General features: G+C 48.7%; 11 protein-coding genes, 1 tRNA gene and 2 pseudogenes. 6 read left to right on the top strand and 8 right to left on the bottom strand.

Annotated elements, in window-relative coordinates; translation table 11 throughout:
• Positions 1 to 189: pseudogene (locus tag B3759_RS03920) on the bottom strand (transposase); the annotation flags it as partial.
• 11 nt (positions 190 to 200) lie between these two features.
• On the opposite strand from B3759_RS03920, the pseudogene B3759_RS03915 reads away from it, so the two are divergent.
• A pseudogene (locus tag B3759_RS03915) lies at positions 201 to 515 on the top strand (transposase); the annotation flags it as partial.
• Between the two features lie 477 nt (positions 516 to 992).
• Positions 993 to 2,087: a beta-1,6-N-acetylglucosaminyltransferase gene (locus tag B3759_RS03910; RefSeq protein ID WP_291363805.1), complete on the top strand. Its 1,095-nt coding sequence runs from the start codon at positions 993 to 995 to the stop codon at positions 2,085 to 2,087.
• Positions 2,088 to 2,301: 214 nt separating this feature from the next.
• On the opposite strand, the gene B3759_RS03905 is transcribed toward B3759_RS03910, so the two are convergent.
• Both B3759_RS03905 and B3759_RS03900 read right to left on the bottom strand, forming a co-directional pair.
• Positions 2,302 to 3,270, bottom strand: a complete 969-nt coding sequence (locus B3759_RS03905) for a glycosyltransferase family 2 protein (RefSeq protein ID WP_291363804.1) — start codon at positions 3,268 to 3,270, stop codon at positions 2,302 to 2,304.
• Complete coding sequence (locus B3759_RS03900) at positions 3,267 to 5,537, bottom strand: glycosyltransferase (protein WP_291363803.1); 2,271 nt, start codon at positions 5,535 to 5,537, stop codon at positions 3,267 to 3,269. The genes B3759_RS03905 and B3759_RS03900 overlap by 4 nt, the downstream gene beginning before the upstream one ends.
• 278 nt (positions 5,538 to 5,815) lie before the next feature.
• Between B3759_RS03900 and B3759_RS03895 the strand changes: the two genes are divergently transcribed.
• The 4 genes from B3759_RS03895 (at position 5,816) to B3759_RS03880 (ending at position 8,458) form a co-directional block, all read left to right on the top strand.
• On the top strand, positions 5,816 to 6,817 hold the full coding sequence (locus B3759_RS03895) for a glycoside hydrolase family 5 protein (protein ID WP_291363802.1): 1,002 nt from the start codon (positions 5,816 to 5,818) through the stop codon (positions 6,815 to 6,817).
• A 129-nt stretch (positions 6,818 to 6,946) separates the two neighbouring features.
• Positions 6,947 to 7,432: an Hsp20 family protein gene (locus tag B3759_RS03890; protein WP_291363801.1), complete on the top strand. Its 486-nt coding sequence runs from the start codon at positions 6,947 to 6,949 to the stop codon at positions 7,430 to 7,432.
• A gap of 37 nt (positions 7,433 to 7,469) precedes the next feature.
• Positions 7,470 to 7,718: a hypothetical protein gene (locus B3759_RS03885; RefSeq protein ID WP_291363800.1), complete on the top strand. Its 249-nt coding sequence runs from the start codon at positions 7,470 to 7,472 to the stop codon at positions 7,716 to 7,718.
• Between the two features lie 326 nt (positions 7,719 to 8,044).
• Positions 8,045 to 8,458, top strand: a complete 414-nt coding sequence (locus tag B3759_RS03880; protein WP_291363799.1) for a hypothetical protein — start codon at positions 8,045 to 8,047, stop codon at positions 8,456 to 8,458.
• 458 nt (positions 8,459 to 8,916) lie between these two features.
• Here the strand turns inward: B3759_RS03880 and B3759_RS03875 are convergent, their stop codons facing one another.
• From B3759_RS03875 to B3759_RS03855, 5 genes are all read right to left on the bottom strand, one after another.
• A complete protein-coding gene (locus B3759_RS03875) occupies positions 8,917 to 10,473 on the bottom strand; it encodes a restriction endonuclease (protein WP_291363798.1) in 1,557 nt (518 codons plus the stop codon).
• A 344-nt stretch (positions 10,474 to 10,817) separates the two neighbouring features.
• A tRNA-Val gene (locus tag B3759_RS03870) sits at positions 10,818 to 10,892 on the bottom strand.
• 157 nt (positions 10,893 to 11,049) lie between these two features.
• A complete protein-coding gene (locus B3759_RS03865; RefSeq protein ID WP_291363797.1) occupies positions 11,050 to 12,210 on the bottom strand; it encodes an L-dopachrome tautomerase-related protein in 1,161 nt (386 codons plus the stop codon).
• Positions 12,207 to 13,271, bottom strand: coding sequence for an aldo/keto reductase (locus tag B3759_RS03860; protein WP_291363795.1), 1,065 nt, complete (start codon positions 13,269 to 13,271; stop codon positions 12,207 to 12,209). The genes B3759_RS03865 and B3759_RS03860 overlap by 4 nt, the downstream gene beginning before the upstream one ends.
• Complete coding sequence (locus tag B3759_RS03855) at positions 13,271 to 14,641, bottom strand: amidohydrolase family protein (RefSeq protein WP_408736442.1); 1,371 nt, start codon at positions 14,639 to 14,641, stop codon at positions 13,271 to 13,273. Before B3759_RS03855 ends, B3759_RS03860 begins: the two co-directional genes overlap by 1 nt.
• Positions 14,642 to 14,905: the final 264 nt, after the last annotated feature.

Raw genomic sequence — 14,905 nt, 5'->3', positions numbered from 1 at the left:
TCCCTCCATCATGCGGATGAATATCCCCATAGCGCTCCAGCGCTTCCAGCGGTTGTAGAGCGTTTTGGGTGGACCGTATTCCCGGGGTGCATCACGCCAACGCAGACCATTTCTGTTTACGAAAATGATCTCACTCAACACACGACGGTCATCAATGCGAGGTTTGCCATGGCTCTTCGGGAAAAAAGGGCACGCATCAGACTATCGGACGATCCCGTGGCGGATTGACCACCAAAATCCATGCTGTCGTTGATGCTACGGGAAGGGCTGTGGCGCTTTCTCTGGCGTCCCGACAAAGGGCTGACATCACTGAAGCAGAACCATTGCCCGATGAAGTCGAGTCCGAAGCTTTTATGGTCGACAGGGCTTATGACGCTGATCCGCTTATCGAAAAATTCAAAGAACGGCAGATCACACTGGTCATTCTGTCAAAGAGAAACCATCGCAATCCACGGAAAATCAGCTTTCAGCTCTACAAAAACAGAAGCAGCATAAATGCTTCTTCGGTGGACTGAGCTGTTCAGTGATATTTAAACACGGATTCCATGATAAAATTAAGTAAATATTCTTATAGTAATTTTAAATATCCTAACAGTCATCGTGTTTAACTGACGATGTATCCTAAATACTTATATTCAAATCCTTTTATTGGAGAGCGCGAAAGGTGGTAAAATACCGCAGTTACCCCTTCAAGGAAAACTGTTTTTGTCTGCGAAAAAAAACGTCTTTCGATCTATAAATAGATAATCTATTTAATTGTTTCGTTGTTGTAAAATAAAATATTTATACAATAATTTTAAATTTATAAATATTTATCTGTAGAAATTATTATATAAATTATATAGATAATTAATTTTGTAAAATATATAATTTATGTTTATCGTCTAAAAATAATATCTTTTAAATATATGCTTTGTTATGTAATGGTAATTCGTCTTCTTGACGGTTGGATACAGAAAAATTGAATAATTAATTATATAACGGCAAAAAATATGCAAAAAAAACATGAAACAATCACTAAATCTAGGAAAAAATACGTAAAATATAATAGATTTTATGATCTATTTGAAATTAAACCGACGCATGTATATAAAAAAAATGCAAAACATAATGAAAAAATAAATTTTTTAAAAAATAAAACTATAAATAATAAAGAATTAAAAATATCATATATGATTATAGCTCATGAGGTTGATGCGCAGTTAAAATTACTGCTTGATTCTCTTTTATTGGATGTTAGATCTATTATTTATGTCCATATTGATGCTAAACTAAAAGTTAATAAAAGTATTTTCTATTCTGAAAATGAAAGAGTTATTTTTATAAAAAATAGAGTGAGAGTGAATTGGGGGGGATTTTCCATGGTGGATGCTATGAAAAATCTAATTCGTGAAGCACTGAAAGATATTGAAAGTGATCGTTTTGTTCTTATAAGTGGATCGTGTTTCCCAATAAAATTGCCTGTTAAAATAAATGATGAGTTGTTACGAAACAATGGGAATTTATTTTCTGTATGGGGGGAAATTGACCCAGAGAATTTATCATCGGAAGGATTTGGCCGCTATTCTGTAACAAAATTTCAACCGTGTGATGTGGAAATTCTTAATCCAAAAAAAAGCATTATTCATTCCAGATTATGGAATGTTTATAAAAAAATTTCTGGTCAAATTCCCGTGGAGCGAGATGTTTCGTTGTCAGATCTTTGGAGAGGGTCTCAATTTTTTGCAGCAAATAGGGAGGTAGCAGAATGGTTTGTAAAATCCCATCCTGATTTAGATTACATTCTGAAATGGAGCCTGGCTCCAGATGAAATTTACTTTAATACTTTATATATCCGATATTTACGTCGATCTGGAGGGGATTTTATGAAAATACTCCCTAGTGCGACAGAGCAAGGAACGCATTATATTAAAAAGACTGTTCCTACAGATCGTACATTGAGACAAAAACTGTTTGAGCCTATCGATCTGAGGAAATTGAATAAAATCGATTTGCCCGAAGTCCTTGCTTCGTCGTGCTTTTTTGCTCGAAAATGCAATGCAGAAATATCGAAGGAAATAGAGCGTTTATGGCGTAAAGAAATTTAAATATTTCATGTCTGAGAGTGTTATGCACTTGGCAGTGAGTAAATTAGCTGTATTTTTGGTTAACTGAATCTGTCGGGACCGACGTTTGTTAATGTCAAAAATGTCTTTGTATAGTCGCTTTCAATCCCTTCTTAAATCATGAAAGATAGGTGCGATACAGAGCGCTCAAACCAAGGATTTTTTTTGAATTTTTCAACCCTTTTTGATAAATAATTTATATCTTGATATTATGTATAATCCTTTTTTGAAGAGCACGTAGAATAGAGTGGAATGAATGCCATACAAACACCGGTCGTTTTACTGAGCGGCTGACTAATCCTTTAATATCCCCTTTGCGGGTAGCGATAGAGAAAAAATAGGCGTCATCCAGTCGCATTAGACCGCTGGCACGTTCTTTAAGTAAATCGACTAGTTCAGAATGATTCGCGATCCCGTCCTGATGAGCAAGAAAAAGCGCGGAATTCGCAAGTGCGCCATACGCTATGCTGGTGCGGGTCAGGTCTGATAGTTTCTTACTGATACCGCCGGAGCGCTGTGTGTAAAGGTAAAGCGGCTGATCAATCAGAATAAATCGAGCTCCTTTTAAAAGGAGGCTGATAATGAAAGAAAAATCTTCTCCGTGCCGTATATCGGTGGGGTAGCGCAGTCCGGTTTCAGAAAGGAATTTACGTCGGAAGACAGGCTTCAACAGCCCCCAGTCCATGGATTTTCCGTCCACCACATTGTGGCTAAGAAAATCCTTCAGTGTAATGGATTTCCCATTGAATCCTTGTGTGGCTCTGGCTGACTCTGTCACGCATCCTGCGCCTGAGTCGTAATAAAGGAGATCATCCGCCAGAAGATCGGCCGATGAACGCTCGATCATCGCAGCAAACTGCTCCAGACGGTCTGGAGCGAAAGCATCATCGGCATCAAGAACAGCAACCCAGTCGCCTGTTGCGTTGTCGAAACCAAGATTGCGGGCTGCAGAAGGACCGCCATTCTGAGGTGTTTGCAGGAGGCGTATACGAGGATCTTCTTTCGCCAGTTCAGCAACCTTGTTGTAGGTGCCGTCTGTAGAGCAGTCGTCGATTACCAGGATATCCTGCGGCGACAATGTCTGCTGCTGAACAGAGCGAATGGCCCGATCCAGAAAAGCTTCTGCGTTATAAACGGGAACGATAACAGAGAAAGTGACAGTCATTGCGCGCAGGCCCAGTCATATGCGGCCTCAAGGCGCGCCGTACAGGTTCGAATATCGTGCTTTTCTTCAACGTAAGCACGGGCGTTTTTTCCAAAGCGGGTCGCCATCGCATCATCGGTCAGGAGAGTGATCAGATGGCGGGTGAGCGCTTCCGTATCTTTCTCCTGAAAAGCAAAGCCGGTTTCACCGTCCACCATACCTTCGGTGGCGCCCCCATTGGCGGAAGTGACAACGGGTATGCCGCTGGCCTGTGCCTCTAGAAGAACAAGTCCAAGCCCTTCAGCGTCACCGTTCGATGCCGTGATGCTGGGCAGACAGAAAACACGTGTTGTTTTCATGAGCGACTGAACAGTTTCACGGCTGACGGCACCCATAAAGGTCACGGCACCGATCGAAGAGGCCTGTTGTTCCAGTGCGGCTCTCTGTGCTCCGTCTCCGGCAAGAATCAGTCGTGCGTCCGGTACTGCATGGCGGACCTGACGAAAAGCTTCCAGAAGGATGGCAGCGCCCTTCTTCTCTACAAGCCGGCCGACAAACAGAATAATGGGCTCCCGTTTTCCCGCTGGAGGGTCGGAAGGCTGAAAACGCTCGATATCAATGCCGATGTGACAGACAGAAATACGGTTGGCAGGCACGCCGACGCGAATGGCCGCCTCACGGATCGGCCCTGATACGGCGATGAAACTGACGTCCGGACGTTTCACCAGTTTGGCCAGTTTGCGAGGATAATCCTTCCAGCGACGTCCTCCCTGCCCAGACGCAAACCAGTTCATGTGTGTGGTGATGTCCGATCCATGAAGTGTCACCACCAATGGAACACCAAGGCGCTGGGCAATAGGCCATGCCTCGACGCCGTCAAAACCGAAATGGGCATGGATGAGGCTGGGATGAACCTGTCGGGCAATGCTCATGATCCCTGGGGCAGGGAGATCAAGGCGACGGGCTATCGCTCCACACGCTTTTTGGAAGAAAGTCACGGCCCCTTTGTAAACGGATTTGACGGGCAATCCTTCCAGCGGCAGCTTGTCGACTTCGCGTTCGCCAATCAGAACAGGCTTCCAGCGATGGAGCCAAAGAGCCTGATCTCGCACGAAGGTTTCTGAAAGCGGCAGAATTTCGGTGCGGTAAATGGCGACGGTCTGACCGTTGGTCACATTCACAATGCGATGTTCGGGAAACCGCTCTGGAGCAAGCAGCCGGTCGACGACTTCGCCCCATGTCGGAATGTCGAGAGTGATCGGGTACGTGCAGGTGAGAGCGCCGCGAATGGCGGTAAGGATCGAAGTTTTGTTGCCGGGCACATAGCCAAACCGGCTCTTGTCTTCACCTGCAGCAAATTCGGGGCAGACTGCCGGTTTTCCAAAAAAGGCGAACTGCTTGAGCTTGAGGGAGGTATCGAACAGATAGCGGGGCGTGTTCGCGTCTTTGTAAGGTGCGACACCAAATGCACAGTTCTGTATATAGCCAAGCGTTTCTTCAAACGGCATTTCATCGTGGACGATGATATTGGGTCGCTTATCGAGGGCTTCGGCTGCCCGTCCAGCTCCGATGATGTGAAAATCCAGGTCGGGGAATTCCGGTGCGGCCATATTGAAAAAGCTGGCGTCGAACAGCATGGAGCCAACTGAGACGCCGGCCAGACGCCCTTTGAATGGAGACGGGCGGGGGCGTTCCATCAGGTCGCGGTCCACTCCCTGAGGAGCAAAGATTGCGTTTCGGCTGTGTGGCATTCCTTCCAACAGAAGACGGGAAGGCAGCCTGACAAGGTCGATCTTGTCAAAATTACGAGAAAATTCTTTTCGGATCGTTTGAGCTGCTCCGACGACGGAAAGGTCATCGGAAGCCAGATAAACAATCCGGGCTTTTGGATTCAGGCGCTTCACGTCGGAAATATAGACGGCCGCCATGCCGGACTCGATGAATACGACGTCCGCCTGCTGTATCCATTGCTTCAGGATGGAGGGCATGCGCCAGCGGTAGAAGCGGAACATAGCGAATTCCAGCGGGCCCATCCCGGGTTTCGTGATTCTGAACGGATGCCAGAAACCACGCTGGAGGTAGCACTCAACACCATTTTCGACTTCGACGCGGTTGGCGCGTGGCGCGAGATCCGTGCGGGTGTCACCGCGATGTTCGGAAAGGCGGCTGAGACCGGTGGAATAGAATCTCACCTGACCACGTTTTGCCAGTTCGGTTGCGATGAAATGCACGCTGGCCTTGCGGCGGGAACGGAAGTCATGCACAGAAAGAACAAGGAAGCTGGTCATGGTGAAACGTGTTTCCTCCGTTTGCAGGAATAACGCAACAGGCGTTTTCGCCGCGAACCGATCATTGCCATTCTGATCTGCATAATCAACAGGTTAAGTGTGAATAAATCAATTGCTGTATGCACCATGCAGGATGCCATAATCATCATCAGTACGATGTTTTTTTAAGTCTAGAAGTGAATGTTTATTGGTCTGATGAAGATATTTACCAACATGATGGTGATTCCCGATTTTGCGTAATCGTTGGAAGATGCTTTATGTTAGGTCGGAGAAAATAAATGAACCTGATCCGTTTCCTGTCATGCTTCATTTTGGGCGCTTCATGCCTCGTAGCTGATAAGGTCAACGCTGCGCCCGTAGCAGGTATTAACCTGTCCGCAGCTGCGTTTGCGAGCGGCAGGGTGCCTGGACGTGATGGCTGGGATTACATGTTTCCCCGACAGGGAGAGGTGGATTACTTTACCGCCGCGGGAATGAAGCTGATCCGCCTTCCCGTGCTTTGGGAACGACTTCAGCCACAGCCGTTATCCGGTCTTGATCCCCGCTATCTCGCCCACATTCAGAGTGTGGTGGCGATGGCAAAAGCTGGCAAGGCAAAGGTCATCATCGATCTGCATAATTACGGTGCATATCACGGCCAGCTTATTGGATCGGATGCGGTCAAGGTCGATGACTTTGTTGATGTCTGGGTGAAGCTGGTTCGCGTTTTTGCCAACGATCCTCATGTTCTCTTCGGCCTTATGAATGAACCGAAACTGGCGTCCGCTGGGGACTGGGCATCCATCCAGCAGAAAGTCATCAACGCCATCAGGGCTACGGGCGCCAAAAATCTGATTACAGTGTCCGGTGTGCAGTGGGATGGCGCACATAATTTTCCACAGGTGAATGGAGATGCTCTGGCGACTCTTACTGACCCGCGTCACGGTCTGATTTTTGAGGCACATCAGTATTTCGATCGCGACAGTTCAGGGCGTTCGGCGGAATGCGTGCCGGAGAATCAGGTGGAAGGTCGATTGAGGCCCTTCACGGACTGGCTGAAAGCGCACAAGGCGAAGGGGCTGCTTGGTGAGTTCGGGGTCAGCGATAATGCCGGGTGTCTGGCCGATCTTCGTGTTGCTTTGAACTTTATCAATCAGACATCAGATGTCTGGTATGGCTGGACCTACTGGGCTGGCGGACCGATGTGGGGGAATTATATGTACTCGGTGCAGCCGGGCAGGGATGGGGTTGAAAAACCCCAAATGGCGGTGCTGAAACAGTTTGCAGCGCGCTCTCATTGAGAAAGTGATTTATTCCTCTCCTTAAGCGGCCCCTTGCAAGCCAGGATAGAAACTCCATATCCCTATAGGGAGGTCGGTTGCCCAAGAGGGATCGGCCAGAGAGTGTCTCGCTCACTGGAGGAGGCTGAAATGTCTGGAAGAGTGTTTGGATCGCCGATGTTTCTCGGCTTTGATCATCTTGAGACCATGCTTGAACGTGCGTCCAAGTCGTCAGGGGATGGATATCCCCCTTACAATATTGAACAACTGAGTTCGTCTGCGTTGCGGATTACTCTCGCGGTCGCGGGGTTCACGATGGAGGATCTCCAGATCACGCAGGAAGACAATCAACTCGTCATCCGTGGTCGGCAGTCAGAGGATCTACAGGGACGTATTTTCCTGCATCGTGGCATTGCCGCCCGTCAATTTCAGAAATCTTTCGTTCTGGCGGAAGGAATAGATATAGGCGGTGCATGGCTCGATAATGGCCTGTTGCACATTGATCTGTTCAGGCCGGAACCTGAAGTGCGCGTAAGGCGTATTGATATTACCAAGGGCAGAGTTACGAAGCCGGTTGCCAATGATGGTTCCATTCCGGCGTCACCGAGAAATGTTCGTACCATAGGGGATGAGTGACTTCCCCCATACAGTCTGGCTCAGAAAAGGAGGAGATATGCAGAATAAAACATCAGGCACTACTCCAGCCGTCCAGGAACTGGTTGATATCCGCAACATGACGGACGCGCAGTTTCTGAGCTTGGGGCTTCCTCGTCTGGTCTATGTACGGCGAGATTCCCAGCTAGGGCAGGAAATGTTCGCAATCTACGCGGCCAACGGAGAGTTAATGGGAACGACTGAAGATAGCGAAATGGTTCGTTCTGCTATTGATGAGAATGCCTTGGTGGCGACCTTGTTGCATTGATTTGTGTTAATGAGTTCGAAAGATAGGTTTCAATGACTCGCCGGTTTGATCTTCTCGCGGCTTCTTTCTGAATTTGTAAAGTCTCCGGGTCTGAAAACAGATCAAACCCGGGAGAGTAAAATGGCTCTCTCTTTCTGGGCAAAACCTGATTTGCTCATCCATTAAAATCATAATGTAATGGATGAGCCATTCTGATCATTTCATGCGTTATCTGCTATGATTGTTTCTTAAGGCTATAGACTTAAGGAGTGGGTTAGTAGAGTGTGGCTGTGTCAGGAGAGTTGTAATATCGGTTGAGTTTTGTCTGTAAATTCTTGGATAAAACTATGTTTTATTATAAATCGGATATTGAATCTGGAAGGGTTTTTGTAGTGAAAAGGCTGGTATTTTTATTCTGTGTTTTCTCCCTGTTTATGGGTTCAAATATAGCTTTGGCACAGGAGGAAGACGGTGATTATGGCGAGTTGATTCGGAAAGTGACCACAAAGGCGACATGTCTGGATTACCTGAATGAAGAACATGACACTTATTCAGGCGATAAAATGGCGGAATCCCGTGCGCCGGACGAAGTGACAAAAGGACTTTCCAAATCCATTCGAGATGAATGTCAGAAAGCACCCAAGGAAAGTCTCAAAAATGCTGTTTCCAAGGTGAAAAAAACTTACACCAGCAAACTGTCCGAGATAATGGAGAGGGTTCAGGATGACAAAAATGCCCTCCATAAAGAGGGCGGAGTATAAGATGTTTCCTGAAACGTTTTTGAATGAAAATGTTTAATTACAGGTTCTGATCGCTGATTTGACACCGGAAGTATCATCTGGCGAGTTGGGTAGATCATCAGGGCAGCCAGCATGCTGCATGCCACATCCGGCCAGAAGAATTAGAAATGAAAAAGCCAGAAATCTACGCATATAATGTACTCCATATTCACAAGATATCACGCTAGATTTTTCTGACTGTGAAGTCAAAATTGAAATTGGTTTTATGTTGTTTCGAAGAGTGTTTAATTTCAATTTAATAAAATATAATGTGCGGATATTAGTAGCCTATATTCACGGATACAGACATTGATCCATTTTATTTAGCGGACCATCAGAGAGGTCTGTCGCTCTGCAAGGGGCGAATTTGGTTACGTTACATTCGTGAAAAATCAGATTAGAAATATGAAGCTATGTGTCATAGGCCTCATCGGATGACTTTATGATCGAAGTTGACCAAATCGACTGACTGCCAATCTTGATCCGTAGCTAGCTGTATAGTGCGCCAATATCCGATCGCATGTCTCTACGAGTTGTGCGTGATGAACAAGAAATACGCCTGTAGTTGCAGATGCGTCGTAGGCAAATTTCGTGAAAGTTGAATTTGTTGCCACTATAGCTGCGGTAGATCCAGTATGCGTACGGGCAGTGAAGGCTTGCTGGACAGCGTCATTGCCAACTGATTTCGAATAGAGTTTGCACTGTATGGCAATCTTGCATCCTTCTTTACTGGCGATAACATCTGCCCCTTGATCGCCACTTTTCTGCGTAACATGCGCATTCCAGCCATCGGCCTGAAGAAGCAAGGCGCAATATTGCTCGTAGTCGAAAGGGTCCATACGAGGATCATATGTACGCGGGTCACTTACATAAGTGTTTTGTACAGCAGATATGGGCAAAGGTTCCTGTGCAAATTCATTTATGAGAGTGATTGTTCCACTTTCAATTCTTTTCCAGTATTTTGATAACCCTCTTTGATCCAAAAGAGGCTTGATTCGCGTTGATGTAAAGAAACTTACTTCTTTTAACCATTCATCATAATTGACGGTTCCATATCTATCCGGGCGAGTTTTTTGAGCATACTGAATTTGAAGGTTTGTCTTTTGATCAATGATTTCACGGGAAACGAAATTCCACGCTTTTTGAGTATTCTTTCGACGTATCCATAAATATAGACCACCAATGCCAACGCCGCCGATGACAAAAGCTAGAAACAGAAATTCGCCTCCATCAGATGCAGGTATTGTAGCGGGTGCGTAAGTTGCTGATTCTTCTTGCGTCAGCAGAGACGCATCGACGTTTGAAAGAAATCCATCGGCAGGAGAAATGTTATGATCTCGCTGCCATGCCATAATGGCTGTGCGGGTTGTCTCTCCATAAACGCCATCAGCAACAGTTGTCGTAGGAAGATAGCCGAGGCTAATTAGACGCCTTTGAAGGGATATATGTTCATCAATTGGTCTTTGGGCCTCTTCGAGTGCTGCTCCGTGTAGGCGCTTTTGGTATCTGGCTGTAATTGAATCTATTTTCTCTATATAGCACGCTGGATCTGCTCTGGGTTGTCTGGCATTCACTTGACCAACATTGTTCAAGCAATCTGCGAATTCCTGGTCAGCAATAGCTTCGCGTTTTAGAGCCTGCCATCCAGTTTTTCCTACAATCTGGCGCAAGACGTAATAGGTTTGATCGAATATCAATTCATGCTTGGCTGCAACACTATTGTGGCACAACATAACGGCAATGGCATCATTTTTATTGGCTCGTGAACAGTCAAAATCGGGACGATATGAGGATATGCTCGATGGGGTTGTGCTGACAATTGTATTTGGTAAAGGATTTTGGGCAACTGCCTTTGTTGGAATGCTATGAGGATGCTCAATTGTTGCTTCTATAATACTGAGTAATATGACTGTGCCAAATAATAGACTAATCTGTTTCTTTGTCTTCTTGCGTCTATAATAGCGACGGTTATATGCAACCTTTTTATAATCACGCATCCAAAAAGGTTTTGAACTCCTGCCTCCCACAATACCCTCCAATAAGCGTCCTTCGTACTGTATCCACGCACGATAAATATTTTTGTATCGCAATCTTTGCTCGCAAAGGCGACGATAGTTTTCTCTTAGTTAATATTGTTGGGAAGGCTTAGGTCATTTAGGGTTTTCATCTGGATATTATTTCATAGCGCTAGAAAACGCTCAAACGCTGCGCAGATTTTGCACGGATATGCGTGTGCGAGGGCTTACTCTAGTACATCTCAATGTATAGCGCTGAACAAACGCGATCACTCAGGAAAGAAAATACTTACTCTGAGAAATACAGCCGTTTTTAGGGAAAATCGTGGTGGGTGCGACAGGGATTGAACCTGTGACCCCCGCCGTGTGAAGGCGATGCTCTACCGCTGAGCTACGCACCCCGATTTCGTGTAGGCTGCTCATAGCCAGAACGGGCCAGGAGCGCAAGACACAAATGGATAATTTTACATATCCTGAGGAGAGATGTCCTTAGACAGGGGAATAGATCAATCCGCACCTGCCTGAAAATAAGGTCATAGGTGCGGTTGCATGGGCTTCTTATTGAGAAGAAGGGGGCGTGATGGGGACTTTTGCCACCAGAAAAGGTGGCTTGCGAAGATCCTGACCATCATGCAGGCGGGGCAGGCGGCTCCATTGACCAAGAACAACATAGACATACTGGGAATCGGCAAAGATTCCGTCTGGCCATACAAATCTTGGATCGGACGCAATCAGCTCAAATCCACCATCCGGGTTGCGGCGGAATATGGCGTCGTGATCCGCTGCCGTGGTGTAGATGCGGTTCCACGGATCTGTGGCAAGCCCGTCCGCAGCTCCCTTTTCGCCTTCATCCACAACGAGTTGAGCGAGTTCATCCGAACTGACGGAGAAATCGGCCAGTTTCGCCGTGGACAGGCTATAAAGACGGCGACTGGCCAGAGGGGAATAATAGAGCGTTTGCGAGTCCGTAGAGAGCGTGATGCCATCAGCGCCGCCAGCCGGAAATGTCGGATGTTTGGGGTCGTAATGGAGCACCCGTCCATCCAGAACCGTCTGATATCCCTTGTCTGGCATCGTGGAAACATGCCCTGCCAGAACCCGTCTCTGCTGCCCGGTGGCGATGTTCACGACCACGAGGGCTGGATGCCCTCCAAAGGAACTGTCCGCAACGAACGCCGTGCCCTTTGCGCCGTGGGTCAGATCGACACGCAGGTCATTCATGTGACTATCAGATAGAAGTGCATCTTTCAGCGCGACGCTGGCGATAATCTGGCCGGTCGATGGATTGATTCCAACAACCTTTGCGCCACCTGCAGGAATGGGGTGCCCTTTGATTTTCCCATCATCAATGACCCAGATGTTGCCCTGCGTATCAGCGGTCATGCCGTGGGGGGAGATAAGGCGGGAGGCAGGATCACCCTTCATCGATTCCGCAAAAGCTGAGGAAGGGAAGGGGATAAGTTGTCCATCCTTCCATTCCGCCAGCACCGGTCCTGCATGATCGCCATCATGCTTGGGAAAGGTCAGGAAAAGACGATTGTTGACGACAGCGATGCCTGACGGGTCTGGGGCGGTAATCGAGGCGGCAATTTCAACTTTGCCATTGGCTCCAAATGCCGGATCCAGATTGCTGGTAATGGCCGGAGAGGCGGCCTGCGCACTGGAAACAACAGTGACGCAGACAGCGCCCGCCATGAGCAGAGAGAGCAGCTTTTTCATTTTTCCTGGAACGGCTTGAGAAGAACAAGATCAGCCTGAGAAAGACGATCAGATGCTGTCGAGGCCTGATGCCAGTAAGGATAGATCAGCGGCGGACGACTGACGGCTTCAAGTTTTGCAAGATCGTCCTCGCTCAGCACCAGAGACGCAGATTTCAGATTGTCGGTCAGTTGCGCCTCAGTGCGGGCTCCGACAACCAGACTGTGCACGCCGGGGCGGGAGAGCAGCCAGGCAAGAGCGACCTGTGCGGGAGAAGCTCCTTCATAATGCGTGGCGACTTCGACAAGAACTTCCACGATATCGTAAAGAGCTTCCACATCGCGCACGGGAGGCTCACTCCACTGTGCTGCTTTGCGGGTGCCTTTCGGCTCCGGTTTGCCGCGCCGATATTTGCCACTCAGCAGACCACCGGCGAGAGGTGACCAGATCACGGCGTCTACGCCCTGATCGACAGCGATCGGTAGCAGTTCATATTCGGCTTCACGAGCCTGCAACGTATAGTGAATCTGCTGTGCGACGGGGCGAATGGTGTTGTTTTTCTCGGCTGTGGCAAGCATTTTCATGATGTGCCAGCCGGAGAAGTTGGACACCCCGACGTAACCGATCTTGCCGGAACTCTGCAGATGATCGAGTGCGGCGAGAATTTCATCAACCGGTGTCTGACCATCCCATTCATGGCACCAGTAAAGCTCGACATGATCGGTTTTCAGGCGTTTCAGGCTGGCTTCACAGGCTCTGATCAGGTGATGCCGCGAAAGACCACGCTCGTTCGGTCCTTTGTCGCCGGTAGGAAAGCGCGCTTTGGTGGCGAGCATGACGCGATTGCGACGTGCAGCATCCAGCGCCTCGCCAATGATTTCCTCCGAGACGCCGTCAGAATAGACGTCGGCGGTATCAAGCATGTTCACGCCTGCATCAAGCGCCATGTCGATCTGACGTCTTGCGCCGTTCAGGTCGGTGTTGCCGATCTTGGCGAATTCACCCTTACCTCCAAACGTCATCGTGCCGAGGATCAGCGTTGAGACTTTCAGACCGGATCGACCAAGAAGGCGGTACTCCATCAGTTCTTTCCTTCTGAATTAAGAGGGATCGGGCCAGCTACAGCCGTTCCGTTCTCCCATGTTTCAACAATCCTGTCGGTGTCGCCGATAGTGACTGCGGGGTTGCCGGAGACGACCAGAAGATCGGCGCGCTTTCCGGCGGCGATAACGCCCCGATCAGACAGATGCAGCAGGTCGGCAGCGTTCTGGGTGGCGAGATGAATGGCCGTGAGCGGGGTCAGTCCAGCCTGAACGGTCAGGGCGAGTTCGCGATGCTCAGCCACTCCGGGCACGCGGAGCGGCATCGCGCCGCTGTCGGTTCCAAAGCCGATTCTGACGCCTGCATCGTAGAGCGTCTTGAGGTTCTGCAGGTTCATCGCAAGGGACGTGCGGGCAAAGTCGGCCTGCTTCCCGGTGGTGTGTTTCTGCTGCCAGGCTGGATCGCTCACCTGCTGAAGAAGCGGCATCGATAGACCCGCAACAGTGAATGGCGTTTTGGTCCAAGGGGACTGGTCTGCCCATGCCGTGCTGGCTTCATCAAGCTGCAGTGTCGCGATGTACCAGATGTTCCCGGATTTCAGCTTTTCGATCAAAGCGGGAGGAACGGGTTGATCCCGTATGCCGTGGGCGAGGATGTCCACACCGGCGGCAACGACATGCTCGGCGTCGTCGAGATCATGAATGTGCGCGGCGACACGCAGATTGCGTTTGTGAGATTCATCCACGACAGCGGAGATAACTTCCGGAGACATTTTTACCGGCAGGGTGCCGTCGAAATCATCGACCCAGATCTTTATCAGATCAGTGCCTTCGTCCGCCATGGTGTCCACGTTGCGGCGGGCTTCCTCTGGGGTCTTGGGACGAAAGAGCTGGTCTGCGGCAACATTGACCGGAGGTGCGCCCTTGGGAACACCGATGCCCTGATCCACGCCGAAAAGATCGGATGGTGTCTTGCCTGCATGGGCGTCGCGCCGCAGGGGATCGAACACGTCCGGTGCATTGTTACCGAGCGCCGTAACCGTGGTCACGCCGTAGCGACGATATTGTTCAAGCTCGGAGAGGATAATGGGACGGGTGTAAAACTGAGGGCCGGTTGTGACGCCTTCATATTGTCCGACATGGCTGTGATCGGAAATGATACCGGGGAGAACCGTATCGCCGGAACGATCCAGAATACGGGCATGTTTGGGGATGCTGATATTTTTCCCAACTGCCAGAATGCGACCACCCTGCATGACGAGTGTGGCGTCTTCGACAGGAGGGGCTTCCGTGCCGTCGATAATGCGCACGTGGGTGAGGGCGGTAACGGGCGAGGAGTCCGCAAGAGCAGGAGAGGCCGAGAGTAAGGCTGCCGCCGTTGCCAGATAAAAACGTCTCATTACAAACTCCATGCTTTTCTCCTCAACGATATGAATGTTGAGTTCGTTCCATATTGTGGCGTCAGGAAAGTGACTTCGTGCATTGTCGGCGACGACTGACCGCGCCTGTGACAGATCAGAAAAGTATCAGTGGTAAAATCTGGTTTTGTTATCAGAAGGAACTGATGCACCCGCGGTTATGCCTGATACGCAAAGGATTTTACCCGGTGCGTTCAGCCATTTCTGTTTGTCATGATAGAAGCGAGAGGATGTGGTGCAAGAAGGGTATAATCACTT

Source organism: Acetobacter sp. UBA5411, from assembly GCF_002409645.1.
Taxonomy (GTDB): domain Bacteria; phylum Pseudomonadota; class Alphaproteobacteria; order Acetobacterales; family Acetobacteraceae; genus Acetobacter.
This window is presented reverse-complemented; position numbering and strand designations above follow the sequence as displayed.